At 58.6% G+C, this 21,993-nt stretch carries 11 protein-coding genes and 1 pseudogene; 5 read left to right on the top strand and 7 right to left on the bottom strand.

The genetic code is table 11. From position 1 onward, the window contains the following. Positions 1-313: 313 nt before the first annotated feature. From GGD46_RS28340 to GGD46_RS28325, 4 genes are all read right to left on the bottom strand, one after another. Complete coding sequence (locus GGD46_RS28340) at positions 314-5,122, bottom strand: autotransporter domain-containing protein (protein ID WP_210325748.1); 4,809 nt, start codon at positions 5,120-5,122, stop codon at positions 314-316. A gap of 553 nt (positions 5,123-5,675) precedes the next feature. Further along, positions 5,676-6,998, bottom strand: a complete 1,323-nt coding sequence (locus GGD46_RS28335) for an HlyD family type I secretion periplasmic adaptor subunit (protein WP_184710154.1) — start codon at positions 6,996-6,998, stop codon at positions 5,676-5,678. Then, positions 6,995-8,785 (bottom strand): type I secretion system permease/ATPase, encoded by a 1,791-nt coding sequence (locus tag GGD46_RS28330; protein WP_184710152.1) that lies wholly within the window; start codon positions 8,783-8,785, stop codon positions 6,995-6,997. The genes GGD46_RS28335 and GGD46_RS28330 overlap by 4 nt, the downstream gene beginning before the upstream one ends. Before the next feature lie 78 nt (positions 8,786-8,863). Then, positions 8,864-11,554, bottom strand: a complete 2,691-nt coding sequence (locus tag GGD46_RS28325; protein WP_184710150.1) for a calcium-binding protein — start codon at positions 11,552-11,554, stop codon at positions 8,864-8,866. A gap of 871 nt (positions 11,555-12,425) precedes the next feature. Between GGD46_RS28325 and GGD46_RS28320 the strand changes: the two genes are divergently transcribed. Further along, positions 12,426-13,463 carry an IS110 family transposase gene (locus GGD46_RS28320; RefSeq protein ID WP_184710148.1) on the top strand — a complete coding sequence of 346 codons (1,038 nt, stop codon included), beginning with the start codon at positions 12,426-12,428 and terminating at the stop codon, positions 13,461-13,463. Positions 13,464-13,867: 404 nt separating this feature from the next. Here the strand turns inward: GGD46_RS28320 and GGD46_RS28315 are convergent, their stop codons facing one another. Beyond that, the gene (locus GGD46_RS28315; RefSeq protein WP_184710146.1) at positions 13,868-14,161 is read right to left on the bottom strand and encodes a type II toxin-antitoxin system RelE/ParE family toxin; all 294 of its coding nucleotides are present in this window, start codon (positions 14,159-14,161) and stop codon (positions 13,868-13,870) included. Continuing rightward, entirely contained in the window at positions 14,161-14,415 is a 255-nt protein-coding gene (locus tag GGD46_RS28310; RefSeq protein ID WP_184710144.1) for a type II toxin-antitoxin system ParD family antitoxin, read from the bottom strand. Before GGD46_RS28310 ends, GGD46_RS28315 begins: the two co-directional genes overlap by 1 nt. A 338-nt stretch (positions 14,416-14,753) precedes the next feature. Here GGD46_RS28310 and GGD46_RS28305 point away from each other — a divergent pair, with 338 nt between their 5' ends. The 3 genes and pseudogenes from GGD46_RS28305 (at position 14,754) to GGD46_RS28295 (ending at position 17,508) form a co-directional block, all read left to right on the top strand. Beyond that, positions 14,754-15,407 carry an alpha/beta fold hydrolase gene (locus tag GGD46_RS28305; protein ID WP_184710142.1) on the top strand — a complete coding sequence of 218 codons (654 nt, stop codon included), beginning with the start codon at positions 14,754-14,756 and terminating at the stop codon, positions 15,405-15,407. Between the two features lie 375 nt (positions 15,408-15,782). Continuing rightward, the gene (locus GGD46_RS28300) at positions 15,783-16,610 is read left to right on the top strand and encodes a type IV toxin-antitoxin system AbiEi family antitoxin (RefSeq protein ID WP_184710140.1); all 828 of its coding nucleotides are present in this window, start codon (positions 15,783-15,785) and stop codon (positions 16,608-16,610) included. Further along, a pseudogene (locus GGD46_RS28295) lies at positions 16,607-17,508 on the top strand (nucleotidyl transferase AbiEii/AbiGii toxin family protein). The gene GGD46_RS28300 and the pseudogene GGD46_RS28295 overlap by 4 nt, the downstream one beginning before the upstream one ends. Before the next feature lie 85 nt (positions 17,509-17,593). On the opposite strand, the gene rtcR reads toward GGD46_RS28295, so the two are convergent. Beyond that, positions 17,594-19,252, bottom strand: coding sequence for an RNA repair transcriptional activator RtcR (rtcR, locus tag GGD46_RS28290; RefSeq protein WP_184710138.1), 1,659 nt, complete (start codon positions 19,250-19,252; stop codon positions 17,594-17,596). 212 nt (positions 19,253-19,464) lie between these two features. On the opposite strand from rtcR, the gene GGD46_RS28285 reads away from it, so the two are divergent. Then, the gene (locus tag GGD46_RS28285; protein WP_184710135.1) at positions 19,465-21,021 is read left to right on the top strand and encodes an RNA-binding protein; all 1,557 of its coding nucleotides are present in this window, start codon (positions 19,465-19,467) and stop codon (positions 21,019-21,021) included. The last annotated feature ends 972 nt before the right edge of the window (positions 21,022-21,993 follow it).

Raw genomic sequence — 21,993 nt, 5'->3', positions numbered from 1 at the left:
AAGTGAAAAAGATGCCGCGATACAACGCTTGCAACACAGCAACGAAGTACGTCGTTTGAAATCCGCTTGACTCGATGCAGGCGATTAGACAACCAATTCGAACCGACGACGCTATCGTTACAAACATCTATCTGTTCGAAATTCCTCAGTAGCAACCACTGGCTTTGCCTGCTTGGATTGACCGGTTTGGGGCCGGTTGCAGACTGGCAGCTTCGCAATGTTGGAACAGCAAAACGGAGGTTCAGACCAAGGGCACAACAACAACCCGCTCTAACAGCGACATACCGTCGACCGGCAGAGCGAGCTTTGCTGATCAGAACTTTACACTGAAGTCGGCCTTGAAGCCGTTCTGCATCGCGCCACCGCCGAATTGGCCCTGATAGGCGACACCCAACGTGGCAGCCTTGGTCAGGTTGACGTCCAGACCCGCTTCGATGAGGGCGGCATCCTGTGCGATCGGCGCGCCGGCGACCGTGAAAGTGTCAGAACCGGCAAAGGCCTGGCGGGAGATCGGGGTGGTGTCGCCGAAGGCATGACGCCAGCCCAGCGTGCCATGCGCATTAGTCTTCGTACCACCAAGGTCGAAGACAGAGGAGAGATGCAGGCCCAGTGTAGTGAAGGTGGTGTCGGTGGTGCCGCCGTTCCCGCGGAGCGCCGCATTGCCGCCGTCTTCGCTAAAGCCGTTCGTATGCAGGCTGACATAGGCGAGGTTGGCAAAGGGCTCGAAGGCGAAGCCGCCGGCCGTATCGATGCGGTAGCCAGCCTCGCCAAAGGCCTGAACCGTGCCGGCATGGTAGTCGCTGCTCAGGCTGTCGGTGACGCCCGGAAAGGCAACCGAACGGCTGGTGGCGATATCGTGCCAAGTATAGGCCAGACCGCCCGACAGGCGCAGCGCATTCCACTTGCCGCCGCCATAAAGACCCAGATGCCAGTTGTCGCTGCTGCCGGAAGAAGCGCGGTCGCTGACATCGAAGCTGGTACGGCTGTAGCCGGCCAGCAGGCCCAGCCGCACATTCTCCGCGACCTCCCCGTCGAGACCGGCCAGGAAACCGCCGATGGAGGTATCCATGCCGGCGGCATTGCCATCGCCGTCATAGGAGCCCCATGTGCCAAAAGCCTGACCCCATGCGACCGCGCCGATGCTGTCGGCGGTGACCGGCTTTACTCCATCCGGCCCATAACCCAGCAACGGCATGTCCGCGCCCGTCGCATCGCCGAAGGCGGACCGAATGCGGTTGTTGGCCGCATCGCGGACAAAATAGCTGTCATCGATCAGCGCCGACCGAGCCGAAGCGTGGATTTCGCCCGACAGTGCGTCGAAGTCCGCACGCGCCGTGCCTGCGTCCGGCGCGCCTGCGATGACCGTGTAGAGGGTGCTGCCGCTGCCGAGGCTTTCCAGCGCGCCGGCCGTTGCTTTCTGATTGCGGGTGATCCCGACTGCCGGAAATGCGACATTGTTGCGTGCCACGTCGAGGAAGACGTCATTGGCGTCATAGTTCAGGGCAAGATCGACAAAGGGCATGTTCTGGCCGAGCGTACCATACGTACCGGTCACGCCGCCGGCTGCTGTCAGGAGGGTGTAATGCGTGCCCGGTGCATAGCTGCCCGGAGCCTTGAGCACAGAAACCGTCCCGCCATTAATGGTAGCAGTACCCGTCACCTTGATCAGGTCGGATGCGCCGCTCGGGTCGATCTCGGCCACGTAGGTCGAACCGGCCGCCTGCACATAGTTGCCATTGACGGTGAGCGTGCCGATGGAATTGCCCGGCGCAACCGTGCCGCCGGAGCCGATCGTGACCACGGAGCCGCTACCCGACCCCACCGTGCCATGGCCGCCGAGAGTTGCGCCATTGTTCGCCGTCACCGAACCGCCCAGCGTGGCGTTGGCATGGCTTGCATCCGAACCGACGATCAGCGAGCCGGCGGCAACCTCTGTCATGCCGGTAAAGCCGGAACCGTTACCATCATAATCGAAAATGCCCGATCCGGCCTTGGTGAAGCTGCCGGCGCCCGATAGTGTCCCCGTCAGGCCAAGCGTATCACCAGCCGCAACATCAAACGCGCCGGTGCCGTTCAGCGTAACGGAGCGTCCACTGATAAAACTGCCCGTTGTCGCAAGAACGCCGCCTGTGAAGGTCAAGGCACCCGACGCCGCGCCGAGATTGGCATCCGACGACACGGACAGCGTGCCTGCATTAATCGTGGTGCCGCCCGCGTAGGTGCTTGCGCCGGTAAGTGTCTGTGTGCCGCTGCCGGCCATCGTCAGGCTGCCTACGCCGCCGATCGCGCCGCTGTACGTCGTGTTGCCGCTGCCGGCCAACGTCAGCGCGTTGCCGCCCAGATTGACGTTCGTCCCCACGACGCCCGACAGCGCGCCGATCGTCTGCGCGCCCGATGCGCCGCTCAGGTCAAACGTCGCGCCCGCACTGGCGAGGCTCACTGCGCCCATCGACGCGAGGCTGCCGCCAGCGCCTAGTGCGAGTGTGCCGGCATTGATCGTCGTGCCGCCCGTGTAGGTGTTCGCGCCGTTCAGCGTCGTGGTCGCCGCGCCGTTCTTCACGAGCGCAGCCGCGCCGGCGATTCCGCCGCTCAGCGTGAGCGCGTTGCTGCCGCCCAGCGTCAGCGTCGAGCCGGCAGCGAGATTGACCGTGTTGCTGAGCGTCACGTTCGCGCTCGTATCGAGCAACGCCGACACATTGACGTTCAGTGCGCCGGTGCCAAGCGCCGCACTGTTGCCGAGCACGAGGCTGCCGCTGTTCAGGTGCGTGCCGCCCGTGTAGGTGCTCGCGCCGGCAAGTGTCTGTGCGCCGCTGCCGGCCAGCGTCAGGCTGCCTGCGCCGCCGATCGCGCCGCTGAACGTGCCGCCGGCCGTCCCGCCCAGCGTCAGCGCGTTGGCGCCGAGGTTCACGTTCGTGCCAGCCACGCCGTTCAGCGCGCCGATCGACTGCGCGCCCGTGGCACTGCTCAGGTCAAACGTCGCGCCTGAACTGGCGAGGTTCACTGCGCCCATCGATGCGAGGCTGCCGCCAGCGCCTAGTGCGAGTGTGCCGGCATTGATCGTCGTGCCGCCCGTGTAGGTGTTCGCGCCGTTCAGCGTCGTGGTCGCCGCGCCGTTCTTGATCAGCCCGCCGCCGCCGGAGATCGTGCCGCTGAGCCCGAGCGCGGTACTGCCGCCCAGCGTCAGCGTCGTGCCGGTGGCGACGTTGATGCCGTTTGCGAGCGACACGTTGGTGGTCGCATCGAGCGTCGACGAGCCGTTGACGTTCACCGCACCGGAACCCAGCGCCGTGTTGCTGCCGACGACGAGGTTGCCGCCGTTCAGGTTCGTGCCGCCGGTGTAGACGTTCGTGCCGGTCAGCGATTGCGTGCCGGCGCCGGACACTGTTACGCTGCCCGCGCCGCCGATCGTGCCTGCGTAGGTCGCATTGATGGTGCCGTCGATCGTCAGCGAATTGCTGCCGAGGTCCACGTTCGTCCCGGCCGCCCCCGCCAGCGAGCCGATGGTCTGCGCACCCGACGCGCCGCTCAGGTCGAACGTCGCGCCCGCGCCGGTCAGGTTCAGCGTACCGGTCGCCGCGATGCTCCCGCCCGCACCGAGCGCGAGCGTGCCGGCATTGATCGTCGTCTCGCCCGTATACGTGTTCGCGCCGGTCAGCATCGTCGTCGCCGCGCCGTTCTTCACGAGGCCGCCGGCGCCCGCGATCGTGCCGGACAGCCCGAGGTTGTTGCTGCCGCCGATCGTGAGCGTGGTGCCGGTGGCGAGATTGATCCCGTTGCCCAGCGTCACGTTCGTGCTCGCGTCGAGCGACGCTGCCGCGTTGACGTTCAACGCGCCGGTGCCGAGTGCCGCGCTGTTGCTGACTATCAGTCCACCGCCGTTCAGGTTGGTGCCGCCCGTGTACGTGCTCGCACCCGACAACGTCAGCGTGCCGCCATCGTTCTTCGTCAGAGCGCCGCCACCCGACACCGTGCCCGATAGCGTGAGCCCCGTCGCGCCCTGCACCGTCAACCCGCCCGCGCCGAGCGCCACATTGTTGGAAACGTCGAGCCCGGCCGTGCCCGCCTGCAACGCGCCGCCGGTGGCCGTGATGGTGCCGGTGCCGAGCGATGCGTTGTCGTTGATGATCGCGACGCCGCCCGACAGCGTCGCGTCCTGCGCGGTCGACGCGCCGTTGATCGTCCAGTTGCCGGCCTGGACGTTCAGATGATTGAAGTTGATGTAGTTGTTGACCGCGATCGTGCCGTTCGCGGACACGCCCTGCTGCAGCTTGAGCATGTTGTTGCCGCCCGCGCCACCGTCAACGATGCCCGTCGCCGCTACGTTGAGCGTGTTCGGGCCGACCGTGATGTTGAACGCGCCACCGGTGCCGCCCGCCGTGTTGACCGATGAGCCCGTCACGGCAGTGAACGTGTTGTTGCCATTCGCGCCCATCGACACGCCGCCGTTGATCGTGCCTGAATTGGTGAACGTATTGCCCTGCCCCGGCGTGCCGTTCGAACCAAACGAGACGCGGCCGTAGATCGTGCCGCTATTCGTCATGTTGACCGTGCCGCCGCCGTATGCGGCGACCACCGGCGCATCCGCGCCGCTCAGCGTCGCGCCGACCAGCGGGTTCGAGCCGATCGTGCCGGTGTTCCTGATGTTCGACGTCCCGCCCGTGCCGTTCTGGACCGACAGCGCCATGCCTGTCACGCCGCTGACCGCCACCCCGGTCGAGCCGTACATCGTACCGTTGTTGATGACCGTGGTATTCGGGCTCGCCGATGCGTTGCCGACCACGGCGCCGCTCGACAGCACGCCGAGCCCGGAGCCGAGCGCCGACGGGTCGATCGTGCCGTTGTTGGTCAGCGTGTTGTTATTGCCCGTCAGTGACATCGCGGTGCCGCCGACGCCGAGCAGCACTCCAACGCTCGCACCGGGGTTGACGGTCGCATTGATGTTGTTCGCGCTGTTCGCGTAGCTCGGCGCGAGTGGGTTGGCGACACCCGAGCAGGTCACGGTGAGGCCTGCCGTGCTGCAGGTCGCATGCGCGGGAATAATGCCCGCGCCGGTGAGCGCAACACACACGCCCGTCGGCAAAAGGAATCGCGGGAAGGGCTCTCTGGTCTTTTTCGAACACATGCTGCTTATGCTCTTTCTCTTGGTTGTCGGCAACAGACGGCAAGGCACGGAACGGCAACTATGGCGGGCATAAAACGTGGAACAAATGTTCCCCTTCGACGAATCCGGCGATGGAGTCGGCATTATTCAAAGTCTGGCGAATACCGCTGGCGACACTTCGCCACATAGGCTAAGGAACCATCCACGCTGAACTCGCCAAACTGGAACGAGGCTAAGCATTTGCTTTTCGTACCAATTTTTGCGAGCACTTAATCGAGGAAATGACGGCGCCCCTCGCGACGACGTTTCGGTTGCGTTTATGGCCACCGTGCGAACTTTCTATACCTAAAGTAGCACTATTTGCAAATGGTATCACTTTAGAAAATGAAAAAATAAAGTTCGCCAAGCCTGGCAACCGAAGAGGTTAGGTACCCAGTTATTCTGCAGCGAACGCCTCATCCATCTGCCGGGAGCGTTTGACCTCGTTATTCTGAAGGCAGACCGAGATTGTGGCGATCGAGGAGTGGCGGAGATTGTCACGCACCGTCGTCAGTTCCGCGCCGCGGGTGACCGATTAGTCTTCCACGAATGCGTGCCGCATCGAATCCAGGAGCGGTCGCATCAGGTAACTAAAGAAGGTCCTGTCCTCCGTGCTGATGAACGTCTCCACCGGCATGCCCGGATGCAGTTGCTCCTCGGGGATCGATGCTGGCAGATCAGCTGTAATTGTGAGTAGCGCGCGATAATATGGTTGCTGCGTCGCCTGGTCGATAAGGCGGTCGGCCGAGACCTGCTGGACGACCGCCTCGATCTCAGGCGTGTAGCGAGCGTTGAGAGCAGAGAAGCGCAGCCGTGCAGGCTGTCCCACACGCACAACGTCGATGTCGGTCGGCTTCAGGCGCGCCTCGACCAGAGGACGTTTGGAGGTCGGCAGGATCTCCATGACCTTCTCGCCGGGCGCAATTACGTTGCCGACGGTATTGTAGAGCGAAGTGACGACGATCCCGTCTGTCGGTGCATGGACAACGGTGCGATCTAGCACACCGATAGCGGCCGCGATCTGTTCCTCGACGTCACGCAGTGTGTTCCTCGCCTCGTTCAGCTTGGTCACAGCCTCCTCGACGCGCTGAGAGCGTAACCTTTCGATCTGCTCACGTGCCTCGGCGATTTGAGAGCCGGTGGCCGCTTGCTGGGAAGTAATGGCGGCCGCCTGCCCCAGAAGGTCGGCGTCTATACGCAGCAGCTCAGTGTAGTCAGAACGGTTGATCAATCCGCGTTCGAGAAGCCCTTGCTTACGCGCAAGCTCGTCTTTCACGACCTGCGACTGCTTGTCGATCGCGATCTTCTGCTCGACCAAGCCTGCCTTGGTTTCTCCAAGTTGGGTCAATCTCTGCGCGAGGATCAGCTGTTCGGAACGGAAGCGCGCGAGCCTGGCGGTGAACATCTTTCTTTCTTCCCGAATGATCTCGCTCGCATTGAAATCCAATGGACCGAGACGGCGAAGAATCGTCGCAACAAAGGCACCCCGGCCGTCACGCTCCGCTTCGAGCCGCCGCGCCTGCATCGTCAGGGTCAGCCATTGCTTGATCAATCGGTTCAGCTGCGTCTTCGCCGCGGTATCATTCAAAGTGACCAGAATATCACCCTTGTGAACGATATCCCCATCGCGGACACGGATATCCCTGATCATTCCGCCTTCCAGGTGCTGCATTTGAATATTGCGGCCGGCGGCTGCGATCGTGCCACTTGCAACGGCTGCTCCGGAGATCGGCGCAAATGCGGCCCAGGTTCCAAACGTCAGGCCAAATCCAAGGATGGCGACGTAGCCGGCCCAGGCAGGCGCTCGCGTGGAAAGGGACAGTTGTTCTCGCCATGAACCCGTTGTACTCGGCATCATGCATCCTCCGAAACACCAAGCGCACCTGGTGTTGCATCGTGTGCAGCACCGCCAATTTGTGAAGGTAACACCGGTCGGTCGACAGCATCGCCGACAGGTGCCTGGCGAATGCGCCTGGGCGAGAGTGACTTGAGGATGTCGGCAGCCGCGCCGATCGTCTCGATTGCACCATCCTTCACAATCATGGCCCGGTCGCACTTAAGAACGATGGAGGGCCTATGCGTCACGATCACGACCGTCGTTCCCGATGATTTGGCATGTAGGAGGGCTTTCTCGAGTGCGGCTTCACCTTCAGCGTCCAGATTGGCGTTGGGCTCGTCGAGAATGAGAACGCGGGGCTTGCGAAAGAACGCGCGGGCAAGACCAATCCGTTGCTTTGTCCCACCTGACAATGATGAGCCCGAGGAGGAGATGACGGTCTGGTATCCCTGTCTTTGTCCAAGGATCAGGGTATGGGCCTCAGCGTTGCCGGCTGCCGTGGTGACTTCATCATCGCTGGCCGACGGATCGAAGCGCGCAATGTTCTGGGCAATCGAGCCGGGGAGCAGCTGAACATCCTGCGCCAGATATCCGACATTGCGGCCGAACTGTCGGGTATTCCAGGTTCTATAATCGGCTCCGTCCAAGCTGAGTGATCCTCCGGTGGGCGTGCCAATACCGGCAAGGAGCCTGGCCAAAGTAGACTTGCCGGCTCCGCTCGGTCCGAGGATCGCGATGGCCTCGCCGGCTGCAATGTCAAAATTCAAGCGTTTGAGAACGGGTGCGGCACCTTGCGTCTGGGCTGGCGCCCAGACGAGGTCACGAACTGAGATCTGTCCGGAAGGCTCCGGAAGCTCGATCCGTCGTTGTTGCCCCATCTGATCGGACGACAGCGTCTCCTTCAGGCGTTGCCATGCCTTGCGGGCATCGAAAACCTGCCTCCAGCCGGCGACCAGTTGATCGATCGGCTGCAACGCCCGGCCGGAAATCATCGAGGAGGCGAAGATCATTCCACCGGTCATCTCGCCCCTCATGACAAGGACCGCCCCAGTGCCAAGAATTGCCATTTGCAGTGCCATGCGAATGACTTTGGAGATACCGGCAAATGTCGATGCAGAGCCAGCCGCGCTGTCCTGGGAACGGGCAGCCTGGGCGAAGTGGTTCCCCCAGACGTGCAGGATGTTGTCGGTCATGCCCATGCCGCGGACGGTGTCTGCGTTTCTGACGAATGACTGCGCCAGCAGATTGGCGGTTACGGACGCTTCCTGTGCCCGCAAACCTGCCTTGTGAGCAACGGCTTGGTTGATGATGACAAGGATGATCAATCCGATCGCGCCAGCCAATGTCACGAGGCTGAGGATCGGATGGATGAACAGAAGCAACACCAGGAAGAACGGTACGAACGGCAAGTCCACCAGATTTGCCAGCCCCTTTGACGCGACAAAGGTTCTGACCGTCGAAAGATCGCGCAATGGCTGGGTATCGCCACTCTCGGCCCTTGGAGAATTCATCGACGCGACGAAAGCCGCTTCGCCAAGCTCGCGATCGAGGGAGACGGCGACGCGCTGACAATAGAAGGAGCGGACGATATCGAGCACCGCAAGAAGTGCCAGGGCAGCAGTCGCGATCAACGACAGATAGATGAGTGTTGTGATGCTGGCAGCGGGCAGAATGCGGTCGTAGACCTGCATCATGTAAAGAGAGGGAACGAGGAGCAGAGCATTCACGACAATCGTGAAGATCGCGATCTCTATCCACGCCCGGCGCAAGCCGAGGCGATCCCGAAGTTGGCCCTGAAATGTTGGCATGTTCGCCTTGCGCACTGAAATGGGAGCATGTCTGACGCGCGCTTGGCGCGCGCGTCAGATAGTTGAGCGCCTACTGGCTCAGATGACGCTACCGATCGGCTCCGGCTCGAACCAGAGATCGGTCGCATGGTCGTCATTCTGCATGCCGTGCAGGAAATCCTGCAGTGAGATGATGTTGTCGGCGCTCTGGCCAGCATTGCCGTCGGCGGCGGCATGGTGCAGAACCGCGGGATCGACCGCCTGTACGGCATTCGCGTGGCTGTTGGACGCTGTCGTCGGGAACCGGATGATGTCAGCGGAGTAGTCGTCCCCATTTGATACTGGCGAAGGAGCCGGATGATGCGTGGAAGCGCTCATCTGCGCAATCCGCTGGGCTGACGGGGCCGGCACATTCTGCCAGATATCCTGCAGATCCCAGGAGGAGCCATCGGCAAACTCGATCTTCTCGACGCCGTAGTTCTCATCCGGCCGATAGAACTGATCGTCGACGGTGATCGTCTCACCGGTCTGGTTCACCGTGATCTTAAGATTGGTGCCATCGCGGGCAAAGGAAAGATCGGCCTGGTTGAGATCCGTCAGCTTCAGGACGTCCACATTGACCTCGTCGGTGAAACCGACGCCGTCGTGGATGATGTCCGAGCCGTCGCCCTTCGAGTAGATGTAGATGTCGCTGCCGCCCTCCCCGCTCAGGAAGTCGTTACCCTTGCCACCCTCGAAAATGTCCTGCTTGCCCCAGATGGCGCCGACAATATGGTCGTTGCCCTTCGAGCCCTTGTAGCTCCAGACCTCGTCCGAATGCTGCAGACCGACCGAGATGCCGTCGGCAAAGTCGATCCTCTCAAGACCCCAGCCTTCGGATGCCGCATAGTATTGCTCGTCGAGCGTGATGACGTGGTTGGTCGAGTTGACCGTCAACACCAGGTTCGAGGACCAGCTATCGTGGGTGAACGTGACGTCGGCATAGTTGAGATCCTTCATCTTCAGGACGTCGACGTCGATCACCGAGCCGGCTTCGTCATCGATATACTCATCGCCATCGTTGACGGAATAAAGATAGGTATCGCTACCCTCACCGCCATTCACATTGTCATTGCCACCAAGGCTGTCGAACACATCATTGCCATCCGTGCCGGTCAAGTGGTCGTCACCGGATGTGCCAACAACAGTGGGAGTGGGAATGGACGGAGCGAGCAAATCGGAAAGTTGATAGACCGTATTATCTCCCGAGAACTTTACGACCTCGATACCAATGAGCTTATCGGACCCCGAACTTGCTCCGACGACCGTAGCCGAGCCGTCCGCATTGAGAGTAAAGATATAGTCCGATAGGACACCATCAAAGACGACCTGGTCCACCCAACCATTCCCATCCTGAGTCAGGGAAACAAAGTTTCTGTTTCCTTGGGGAGGCCCGGCATGATCGCCATCGTAGATGTCATCGCCAGCACTATCGTGGAATGTATCACTCCCATCACCGCCGTATATGTGGTCATTGCCACTGCTGCCATAGAAGGTGTCGTTTCCAGGTGTCCCGATAACGGGACCCTGCGGGTACTTTGGCCAGTTGTAAAATCCACCCAGAACGGCGGCGACCTGATAGCCTATTGTAACAAAGACAACCAGCTTGTCGCCAATCTCCTGCCCCATGATGTGCCCGGTATAACCATCAAGGGCTTTAGTGCCGAATTTATAAACCGGCAAACCATCGTTCGAATCCACACCAGCGCGAACCATCGCCGGCGTCAAATCGAGAGATTGAACTCTTCCGTCAGAATCATGAAACTGGAAGTGAATTTTGAAATCTTGGTCAGTTGCATCAACGAAATCGATCTGGTTGTTGATAAGATCGGCTACCGACGGATCGGTGAGTGGCGTTTCCACAACAACATGGTTGCTATAGATGTAGTACTCATCACGCCCAGCTCCACCAGACAACTGGTCAGTCTCACCATCATCCCATTCTGGATGAGCGGTATCAAGCGACAGGTCATTAAAGTCCGCCTTGCCGCCAACAAGGATATCGTCCCCAGCTCCGCCGTAAACGTAGTCTCTGCCGCCACCTGCGGCGATTTTCTCGTTTCCATCGCCCCCGATGATAAGAGCAATTTCGGGTTTGCCAGCGTGGATCGACGTGCCTCTGTCTATCGTAAGATCACGAGCACCATGAAGCCCACCGAAAATCACAGCATCGACCGATTGACCGTTGGTAGTAACCCCTGCTTTGGCCAAGGCATCAACATCCGTACCGGTGTTAAGATAATGTCCTCGTGCCTCAGGCCCCGAAATCTCCGTCATGATCGCGTTGGTCATGCGAACCGTTTCACCCATGAAATCCGCAGTTGGATCCGCGAGCATGGCGGCAATTCTATCTCCTGCAGAGATGTCCCTTAAGAATATCGGATTTCCGGCCAAATCAATCAGGTCGAATTTGCCTACCAACGCATGCGTCAGCTCGTGAACGAAAATACTCTGCAGACTTTCAACATGGGCTCTACCATCGAGCAAGCTGAAATAACTATGAGAGTTACCATCTGGCGACTGAGATATTGTTGAAAAATGTAAAACTTGGGCAGTGTGATCCCAATATGATTCGTTGGGATCATTGACCACAGAGATAACGCTGCTCTTACCGAAGAAATTGCCCGCGAATGAACTGCGCTCCAACAAGCCAAGAGTCATTATCATCATGTTGTACGTGGGCACAGGCATATTGTCATTGAAGTTCACGGTGACCAAGCCGTTAGAACTTACAAACGGGATGTGGACCATTGAAAACTCTCCCCTACTTAAGCGAGTAACCTCTCCCTTCATTAAACCAGCTTGCTGATGTTTGCAATTTACGCGGATATAAATTATTTAGACACGTATAGCACGCAGCGGAGCGCAAAACCTGAATGTGGCGGAGAGAAACGTGAAAAAAATCATAGTCTTCGGTCTCTTTTGCTTCTTACCGCCGCTTCACGGCTTCGCATGCACCACAGCTCGTGGGGTGAACTACGCCGCGATAAATGCCGGTCAGGTCCTCATTGAAGGTGTGGTTCAGTCCGTTCACATTGATCAGGATAAAGGGGACTATGTGTTTGATGTCGCGGTTCGAACGACCTTGAAGGGGGCGGAACGCCCTTCATGGACAATCCGGACAAGATATATGGAATTAGGTGAGATCAGTCTAGACGCGTGGGCCGCAGTGGGAACCGTTTACATCGGCTTCGATGTGATTGACGATACTCTTAGCGTCGGCCGATTTCAAAACCTCGGGTGCAGACCATACGGAATAGTACGTGCGACCCCGAGCAACTTGGACAAGATAAAGAGAAATGTTCAAGAACCCTCCATATGGTGACTCACTCTCTGGATGGACGGCATCCTAGAGATGCTGGAAGGGCGGCAGGACTTCGCCATGATAACCTCCTCAGCCAACGGATAGCTGGGTGGACGTCACCGAGAGTCTACAGAGACTCAGCGGGACATGCAGAACACCAATTCACGAATGAATAACTGCAACGCGGCTGTTGGTATTGCTGTCTGCGCGATGCCACATTGCAAATAGGTTTGCTCTTGATGTTGGAGTGGACGGCCCCTGAACGGCATCGAAATGTGCCAGAATGAGCTGTTAAGATCTCAATCGAAGGGGCCGCCCATGGACAAGATTATTCGCATCGGCATGGATACGTCAAAGCATGTTTTTCAGTTGCATGGCGTGAATGCCGGGGAGAAGCCGGTCTTGCGTAAGAAAATGCGACGTAAGGAGATGATCGACTTCTTCACCACCTGCCCGCCAACTTTGGTCGCGATCGAGGCCTGTGGTGGTTCGCATCATTGGGCACGGCTGCTCGCCTCATTCTGGCATGAGGTAAAAATGATCGCGCCACAACTTGCCAAGCCCTACGTCAAACGGAACAAGAACGACGCGGCCGATGCTCAAGGGCTCTGCGAGGCAATGAGCCGCCCAACGATGCGGTTTGTTCCGGTTAAGACAGTTGATGAACAAGCGGCACTCATGCTGATCAGCGTCCGTACTCGCCTCATAGCCAACCGCACCCAACTCGCCAACGCTATCCGGGGCTACGCTAATGAGTTCGGTGTCTCCCCAGCCAAGGGGCTGGCACATATCCCTCTGCTGCTTGAAAGGATACAAGCCGATGGAACTGTGCCGGAGCTTGCACAGGAACTGTTCATGAGCCAGGCCGAGGAATACGCTGAACTGGAAAGGAAGATTGCAGACGTTGAGACCAAGGTAAAGGCATGGCAACGTAACAACGAACGCAGCATGCGTCTCAGCACCATTCCCGGCATTGGCCCAATCGGCTCGGCTCTTCTGATCATGAAGACACCGGCGCCGGAGCTGTTCCAATCTGGCCGCCAGTTCGCAGCCTGGATCGGGTTGACGCCAAAAGATCACTCGACCGGCGGCAAGCTGCGGCTCGGTGGTATCACGCGGGCCGGCGATGAAGCTCTGCGGGCCGTCTTGGTGGCTGGAGCAACGGCTGTCATTCATTACGCGCGGCGATCTGGTAAGGCTTCTCGGTGGTTAGCGGAACTTCTCCAGCGCAAGCCGCCTAAACTGGCAGCTGTCGCACTCGCTAACAAGATGGCGCGCATAGCCTGGAAGCTCATGATCTCGGGAGAGACATACAGCGCACAATCAGGACCGGCCTTGACGGGACGCGCCGCATGAAGATGGGGAAGCAAGCATCCGAGACGTCATGATCTTCACCACGCGTTGGTGATACTACAACTTGCAAGATAATAGCAGGTGGTGTGATCGATCGATCCGGGACAAAGGATACACCGGGAATCCCATTGGCCCTTCAAGGCCGCCTTGATGTTTGGGACCTGTGTTGCGGAAACCATCTTGGCCAGCGTTCATCTGCGAACGCAACAACAGGCCGGACATATGGATGCAAGCGATCAGATCAAATTATCTCAAATATCTTGCGAGTCGGGGGCCGTCCACATATGGGATTAGAACTGCGCTCCGCGCAATTAAATCCATAAGATACGCCTATTTAGACAACGTCAGTAGAAGCCACGCTTTAATGCCTCTGACACGACGATGCTTATTCGTCCGTTTAGCGAGGCTTAAGCGGAATCGCCGACCCAGTCTTCATGTCCATGGCGTATTCGGATCACGAAAATTGCTCCGCCCTCCTCAATCCGATAGACAATGAGATGGGCTTTGAAAGGATGAATTCTAACCGGCGGCGAAATCTCTTCTCGCTCACGAGCCATTCGCGGGTTAGCAGCGATCAGATCAAGCATAGCGAACAAGTCATCATGGTAACGCCTAGCCTGGGCGGTTCCGAACATGCGTACACCTTGTCCGGCGATCGCAATGATGTCCTCTTCCGCTTCAACTGAAAGGCTAAAACGCATTACCTGTTGCCGTGCATTGTTTCTCCGCGCGCGACGGCCACAGCAAAGAGTTCATTCTTCGACCGACTACCAACGCCGCTTTTGAGACCGTCATCAACAAAACGCTGCATGGCGGCAATCTTATCGTTGCGAGCTTGGTCCCTGCGAATCAAGTCGCGGACATAATCACTAGCATTCGAATATCGCCCAGTCTTCGCTTGCGCCTCGACCCAATCTTTCATCGGGTCGGGAAGAGATACATTCATCGTCGCCATTCGAGCCTCCTAGTGCGAGTAGGTTACACAATGTTGGCAAAGTTTGTCAAATCAATCATTGCAAAACGTGCACGCGATTCGACCAGGCGCGATCTTTATATACTCCCCGTCACGGCAACAATGCGCCCTCGACAGAGTAGGACGCCACCTTTCAAATAACCCCTGCTCTTGAAAGGATCTGAACCTGCGCCGCCCACTCGGGTACGGGAGATGGCTGTTACATGAGGCGCCGGGCACAAGACGGTACCTGCTGCTGTTGTGTGGATCGCAACCGGCTCTTTTACAGCGGCTCCCGCATCGGTATGACAGTGGCGTCACGAACCAAGAGAAAAATCTGAATGTCCCATGACTTTCTCGTTACCGGCCCTGAAGACGCCAAGATCACGATCGTCCTTGCCCATGGAGCCGGCGGTGCAATGGATACGACATGGATGGAAAACATGTCTTCCGCACTTGCCGATAAGGGCCTGCGGGTCGTCCGGTTCGAGTTCGATTACATGGCAGCACGACGTTCCACCGGAAAACGGTCGCCGCCCCCACGCGCCGAACTTCTGAAGCAGGAATATAAAGCGGTGATCGATGAACTCGGTGCGCCAGGAACCCTTGTCATCGCGGGAAAATCCATGGGCGGACGCGTGGCAAGCATGGTCGCGGATGAGCTTCGCGATACGGGCAAGATTTCCGGACTGCTGTGCTTCGGCTATCCGTTCCACCCGATCGGAAAGCCGCAGAGCTTGCGGACCGCTCATCTTGAGGAAATGAAGACGCCTACCCTCATCTGCCAGGGAACGCGCGACCTGTTCGGATCGCGAGAGGAGGTCTCTGGTTTCAAGCTCTCCAGCATGATCGAAATTCTATGGGTCGAAGATGGAGATCACGACTTCCAGCCGAGAAAAGCCATCTCCGGTTTCACGGTCGCCGAAGATGTCAACACCGTCATCAATCACGTCAGCACATGGACAGCAGCGCTGCCTAAGGCGCCGCCACCATGAAGAGGGCACGGTTAATCCCGCAGACCGGCGGGCTCGAAATCATTCCGTTAAGCTGTGGGCGCAGCCAAAAATGGTAATGATGTGAACGGATTCGGACCGCCGACCCTGTTGTTCAAGGAGCATATATTCATGCTGATTTTTATCAGCGAGACAATCACTTGCGCTCCAGGAGCGCCGATCTGGAGCCAAGAACGGACTGATAGGTTTGCTTGTTCAAGACTGATTACAGCAGTCATTATCTGACCTGGCGGCTGATAGCGGTACCGACAGCGTCAACGAGTCATATCGAATTTTCCGCAATAATGGCGGATTTTCGAGAATGATTCGATAATGGCATCATATTGATTTTTCCGCGTTAAGAGCGGATAAGGAGATATGATGCAAATCGGACGATCAACACTATCTTCGTATGCTTTTGGTCTACTTGCGATCGGCCGGGGAGTTTTCTCTGCAGATGAAGCCCAGCAGGAGATCGGCATCAGCCGGGGAGCATTTCTTGACGCCGCCGAGCGTTTGCAGCGACGCGGCCATCTTATCCGGCCCCGTCGCGGTTTCTATGTGGTTGTGCCGCCTCAGCACGCCGTCATGGGAGCGCCGCCTCCGGAGTGGTATATCGACGCCCTGATGCGCCACGAAAAACGACCCTACTATGTGGGATTGCTGACGGCCGCGGCCGCCCATGGCGCCTCCCACCAAGCGACCATGGAATTTCAGGTCGTCACGAACAAACTCCTGCCCGATATTGAGGCTGGGCGAACGCGGATCGTGTTTTCATACCGCAAGGATATGGGAGCGGTATCGGCAGGAATCGAAGACCGCAAGACACCTTCGGGATATATGAAGCTATCCTCGCCGGAACTAACAGCGCTCGACCTGGTTCGCTATCCGCATTCTGGGGCTGGTCTGGACAATATAGCTACGGTGCTTTCCGAACTTGCCGAGCGGTTGCAACCCCAAAAGCTTGCCTCCTCGTCCCGTGCTTTCGAGAAAGCGGTCGCACAACGCCTCGGGCATCTGCTCGGGAGGCTGGGGCACTCGCAGACAGCGGAAGCGATGTTTGAAGCGCTATCTCCACGCGGACAGTTGCCATGGATCGAACTCGATCGCAAGCAGGCCGGAGATCCAGATTTGTCGCCGCCGCCATCCGAACGCGATGAACACTGGCGTGTGATCGTTCGCCGGCCGCCGGAGATCGACGAATGATACCGCAGGACTACATCACCGCCTGGAATGGTGTGGTGCCATGGGCAAGTCAATGGCAAGTTGAGCAGGATCTCATCATCAGCCGCGCGATTGTCGCCATCTTCTCCGATCCGTTCCTGCGGGACGAACTGCGCTTCCGCGGCGGCACTGCGCTCAACAAGCTGCACTTTCCCAAGCCGCTGCGCTATTCGGAAGACATCGACCTTGTGAGGACGACTGCCGGTCCTATCCGCCCGTTACTTGAACATCTGCAGGACGTTCTCGATCCGTGGCTGGGCAAGCCGCGTTTCGACCAAGCCCGGTTGCGCCCAAACTTAAATACGCTGTCGAAGCCGAAGACAAAGTTTCTCCGGGTCCGATAAAACTCAAGATCGAAATCAACACGCGCGAGGGTGAAGCTTACGATCCACCCATCGAGATTCCGTTTGGCGTCGAAAATCCGTGGTTCACCGGAACGGCTGCAATCCCGACCTTCTCTCGGGAAGAAATGCTGGCGACCAAGCTGCGTGCCTTGCTTCAACGCAACAAGGGCCGCGATTTGTTCGACCTTGACTACGCGCTCAGAGTGTTCGAGGGGCTGAACTCGGCCAGGACCGTCGAGTGTTTTCTGCTCTACCTTGGAAAAGGAGAGGTAGCGATTTCCAGAGCAGAAGCGCAGCAGCGCATGTTCCAGAAGCTCGTCAATCCGGGCTTCTTCACTGACATGAGCCCGCTGCTTCCGACAGATCTCGCCAAGGCTCTGACCGAAGAAACCCTTAAGGCCGCCTTTGCAAAGGTGATGAAAGAACTCATCGACCGGATGCCCGGCGAAGAATGGGCGAAGGTCGGGAAATGCGGAAACGGTTTGGGTTGTGAAACAGCCATTTGGCCGAGTTTGTTTCAGATGTTAAGCTCCTGAAGGGGATTGAACCGACGACCCGGTGTTTCAAACGCCCATGAACCTACTAAGCCATCGAGAATATTACGTTTTAGACTAGGCTGACCTATGAAACTCGTCTTTCGGTGTTTTGGAGAGAAGCGCGGCCGACCCTCCGATTGCCACCGTTAGTGAAATCCTCAAATCTGAGACCGAAGCGAGCGAGATACTTCGCCAGACGATCTGCATCATTGCTGCTCTTTTTCTCCAATCGCGAGACTGCAAACAAGGCTCTGCCAGCAGAGCTCGCCGTCGCATGCTCGCGGCAGGTATGGAGAACAGTCGCAAGCTGCACCGCGTCAAAGCGATCGAGACGAGCCGCAGCTTCTGCGCCTAACACTTCCTCGATGATCAAATCCGCTCCACCGTGGTCACTCGAACTGCGCCAAAACGCGTTCAGCCGTCGGACTTCATCGTCAACAACGTCAGTCGTGATGCGCCCATGCGGGGCGAGTGTCGCCATACGCGTCACCGAGGCAGATAGGTCGCGAAAGTTGGCGCTCCAGACGGCTTGTGGACCGGTCGCGAACGCAAGATAGCGTTCGCGCGCTTCCTTGTTGAAGGTGATGTTTTCACCTTCACGTTCCAGATAGCGCCTGAGCTCGAAGTCGAGATTGGGTTCTATGTCCTCCTTGCGCTCGCGCAGGGCTGGCAGTTGGAAAGTCCAGAGATTGAGCCGGGCATAGAGATCCTCGCGGAATCTTCCCTTGCGGACATCCTCGCCGAGGTCGCGATTGGTGCCGGCAAGCAGTTGAAAGTCCGCAGACACCTCGCGGTCAGCGCCCACGGGCAGGAACCTCTTTTCCTCAATCGCACGCAGGCACATGGCCTGTTCGTCAAGGCCGAGTTCGCCAATTTCGTCAAGGAACAGCACGCCCTTGTCCGCGGATCTGAGCAAGCCAGCACGCTCGCCTGCAGCACCGGTAAACGCGCCCTTTACATGACCAAACAGGGTAGACATCGCTTGGTCGCCGCGCAGGGTCGCGCAGTTGACCTCGATGAACGGGCCACTGATCTTGCGCTGGCTCTTCTTCAGCTCATAGATCCTGCGGGCGAGCTGCGATTTGCCCGCCCCGGTCGACCCCGTCAAGAGGACGGGAGCTGTCGAGCGGATCACCACCCTCTCGATCTCGTCGATCATCCTGTTGAAGGCGGCGTTGCGGGTCGATATTCCCGACTTTAGGAAGGAGGCGGCGTCTTCGCGCTCGGAGGCGAAGCGCTTGGCGATCTCGTCATAGCGCGAGAGGTCGAGGTCGATGATCCTATGTGTGCCAGCGAAGTCCTGTTCTGGCTCCCGGTCGCGAGGCGGCGAAAGTTGCAGCAGCTGACCAGGAATGATGCGGGCTTCGGTCAACAAGAACCAGCAGATCTGCGCCACATGGGTGCCGGTCGTGATGTTGACTAGATAGTCTTCCGTTTCCGGGTCGAAGCTGTAGCCGCGAGCAAAGTCCCTGAGGGTTGTATAGACCTCCGAAAAATCCCAGGGGTCGCGAAAGTTGATGACGTTGCTCCGCACTTCCGTCGCTGGCGCCACCGTTCCGATATCGCCGACGATCCGCTGACAAAGTGCTTGCGAGCGATTGTCGTGGATCAGCTCCAACCGGTCGATAAACAGGCCAGGCTGCTGGCAGAGCGCGACATTGGGCCGCCAGCGGCTCCAGCGGTTTTCCCATTTCCCTGCATCCAGGGTGGTTCCCAATATGCTGATGGCGACGCGACGCTTCATGACTTATCCAAAATAATAAAACTCTATAAGATTCGATAATATCATCGGGATAGGAATTTTGGCAAACCATGATCGCCTCCGATAAAGTAGAAAAGTTTCTCCTTTAAAAAACAGATAGATGACCAAAAACTCTCGCACATCTCCCGGCTTTTTGCTCAAACTGGCACGCGTCTTGAAAAGTATCTGGCACGAACCAAACAAGAGGTGCTGTCATGGTCAACAAGGCAATCTTCAAAACCTACCTCGGAAAACTGCTTCCGGGAACGGACACAAAAAATCATGAAGCTGCGCCGGCCTATCGGCTGACGCCGCACGAAGCGCTGGCTCAGTATGCTGTGACCGGCACGTTCAACGGCACCTTCTATGCGGATGGAGCCGAGCAACTCGACGCGGTAAAGACGCTCGCCCTTCAGGTCGAGCCGGAATTCCTCGCCAAGGTCGCTATCTATGCCGCTGAAAAGGGTCATATGAAGGACATGCCTGTGACGCTGCTCGCCATGCTTTCCAGCCTTCAGAGCGATGCCTTCGCCCGTGCATTTCCTCGGGTGGTGAAGAGCGGCAAGATGCTGCGCGGCTTCGTGCAGGTCATGCGCTCTGGCGCTACCGGTCGGAAGTCACTCGGCACGCGCCCAAAGAAGGTGGTGCAGGCGTGGCTCGAACGGGCGAACACCGAGCAGATCCTGCGTGCGATGGTCGGAAACGACCCTTCGCTTGCTGACGTCATCCGCATGGTGCATCCGAAGCCGGCAACGGAGGAGCGCAAGGCGCTCTATGCCTGGGCGATCGGCAAACCGCACGACTACGCGGCGCTGCCGGAACTCGTCAAGGCACTAGAAGCGTTTCGGCGCGACCAGACCGGCCCGGTGCCGGACGTGCCGTTCCAGATGCTGACCTCGCTGCCGCTGACGCGGGAGCATTGGGTCGAGATTGCCCGCAAGGGCAGCTGGCACATGGTGCGACAGAACCTCAATACCTTCGCACGCAACGGCGTGTTCGAGGTCGAGGGGTTTGCCGGGGCACTGGCGGCGCGGCTTGCTGATCCCGAGGAAATCCGCAAGGCGAAGGTCTTCCCCTATCAGCTGATGATGGCGTGGAAGATGGTCGATGGTCTGGTTCCGGATGTCGTGCAGGATGCGCTTCAGGATGCGATGGATATCGCCATTGCCAACGTGCCGTCGCTGACGGGCAATGTGGTGCTATGCCCCGACGTATCCGGCTCGATGGGCTCGCCCGTAACCGGTCACCGGAAGGGCGCGACGTCTTCGGTCCGTTGCATCGATGTCGCCGGTCTAATGACTGCGGCCTTCCTGCAGCGCAACCCGAAGGCGCGGGTCCTGCCGTTCGAGAATGACGTCGTGCACGTCAGCCTCAATAAGCGGGATTCGGTGATGACCAATGCCGACAAGCTGGCGAAAATCGGCGGCGGCGGAACCAACTGCTCCGCGCCGCTGAAGAGGCTCGCAAACGATAAGGCTAAGGTTGATCTCCTAGTGTTCATCTCGGACAACGAGTCCTGGGTGGATGCACGCAAGAGTGGCCAGCCGACGGCTGTGCTGACGGAATGGGCAAGGATCAAGAGGCACAACCCGGCTGCAAAGCTGGTTTGCCTCGATATCCAGCCCCACGCCACGACACAGGCGTCGACACGAGAGGACGTGCTCAACATCGGCGGGTTCTCGGATGCCGTCTATGGGGTGATCGCGGCCTTTGCCGCCGACAGCAACGGATCGGATGGCTGGGTGAAAGCCATCGAGGCGATCGAGCTCTGACGGGCTCATAGAAAGCAATACCCCCGCGCCGCCGTGAACGGCGCGGGGAGCCGTGACGAATGCCGGATGAAACTACAGGCTATTACCCTCCAGGTCGCGGGTTCGAATCCCGTCGAGTCCTCCAGTTCATGGACCCGTAGCTCAGCGGACAGAGCGGGACGTTTCACCACACCTCGTCGTCACGGACGAATGGAATGACATGGCGAATGCATGGGGAACTACATCTGTGTCGCGAGTTCGAGTCTCGCCAGGGCCTGGTCCTGTAGCTCAGTTGGTAGAGCAAGCTGTTTCCCGGACAATTGTCGCCATGGCTGAAATGAATGGCGAATGCAAAAGGAACTACATGGCCGCGGTAGGTTCGAACCCTGCAAGGGATTGAATGTCCCCTTGGTAGCGGGAAGTTTCTTTGGTCACTTGTCGCCATGGCTGAAAAAAAGCGGCGAATGCCGAAGGAAACTATGTTGGTGCTTCGCGAATGGAGTTGCGGGTTCGAAGCCCGCTCTGTCGTCATCTCCCACCGTGGAGGAACGACAGGACGTTTCTTGAACGTCTGTCGCCATGATGGGAATTGCAGCGGCGAATGCCGGACGGAACTACAGCCACCAAAGTTGGATGGTCTGGCAGGTTCGACTCCTCCTGGGCATACGCTCTCTGGCACGAGCGGGGCCATCCGGTTTCGTCCATCCTCGTCGCCGCTGCAAGTTCCTACCAAGTGGGAACGAACTGTCCCGGCAAATGCCGGCAGGACTACAGGTAGAGCGGCTTGCTGGATTTTTCGGCAGGCAGGTCGGATGTTCAATTCATCCCGTGTTCCGAAAGGAGCCCGTAGCTCAGTAAATTGTCCTGCCACATCTCGTCGCCGGGATGATGAAGACGAGCCTGGGCGAACGCCGCCGGTGACTACAGGGGCCGCATAGCGCCATGACCATGGAATGCGTGCGGTGAGATAGATCTCCGGCAACGCTTGTCGCC

Source organism: Martinezella lusitana, from assembly GCF_014207095.1.
GTDB classification, from domain to species: Bacteria; Pseudomonadota; Alphaproteobacteria; order Rhizobiales; family Rhizobiaceae; genus Rhizobium; species Rhizobium lusitanum_B.
This window is presented reverse-complemented; position numbering and strand designations above follow the sequence as displayed.

What these genes read in the sequence shown, in the direction of transcription:
- GGD46_RS28340 (WP_210325748.1), bottom strand. Translation starts at nt 5,122, where the DNA reads ATGTGTTCGAAAAAGACCAGAGAGCCCTTCCCGCGATTCCTTTTGCCG.
- GGD46_RS28335 (WP_184710154.1), bottom strand. Translation starts at nt 6,998, where the DNA reads ATGATGCCGAGTACAACGGGTTCATGGCGAGAACAACTGTCCCTTTCC.
- GGD46_RS28330 (WP_184710152.1), bottom strand. Translation starts at nt 8,785, where the DNA reads ATGCCAACATTTCAGGGCCAACTTCGGGATCGCCTCGGCTTGCGCCGG.
- GGD46_RS28325 (WP_184710150.1), bottom strand. Translation starts at nt 11,554, where the DNA reads ATGGTCCACATCCCGTTTGTAAGTTCTAACGGCTTGGTCACCGTGAAC.
- GGD46_RS28320 (WP_184710148.1), top strand. Translation starts at nt 12,426, where the DNA reads ATGGACAAGATTATTCGCATCGGCATGGATACGTCAAAGCATGTTTTT.
- GGD46_RS28315 (WP_184710146.1), bottom strand. Translation starts at nt 14,161, where the DNA reads ATGCGTTTTAGCCTTTCAGTTGAAGCGGAAGAGGACATCATTGCGATC.
- GGD46_RS28310 (WP_184710144.1), bottom strand. Translation starts at nt 14,415, where the DNA reads ATGGCGACGATGAATGTATCTCTTCCCGACCCGATGAAAGATTGGGTC.
- GGD46_RS28305 (WP_184710142.1), top strand. Translation starts at nt 14,754, where the DNA reads ATGTCCCATGACTTTCTCGTTACCGGCCCTGAAGACGCCAAGATCACG.
- GGD46_RS28300 (WP_184710140.1), top strand. Translation starts at nt 15,783, where the DNA reads ATGATGCAAATCGGACGATCAACACTATCTTCGTATGCTTTTGGTCTA.
- rtcR (WP_184710138.1), bottom strand. Translation starts at nt 19,252, where the DNA reads ATGAAGCGTCGCGTCGCCATCAGCATATTGGGAACCACCCTGGATGCA.
- GGD46_RS28285 (WP_184710135.1), top strand. Translation starts at nt 19,465, where the DNA reads ATGGTCAACAAGGCAATCTTCAAAACCTACCTCGGAAAACTGCTTCCG.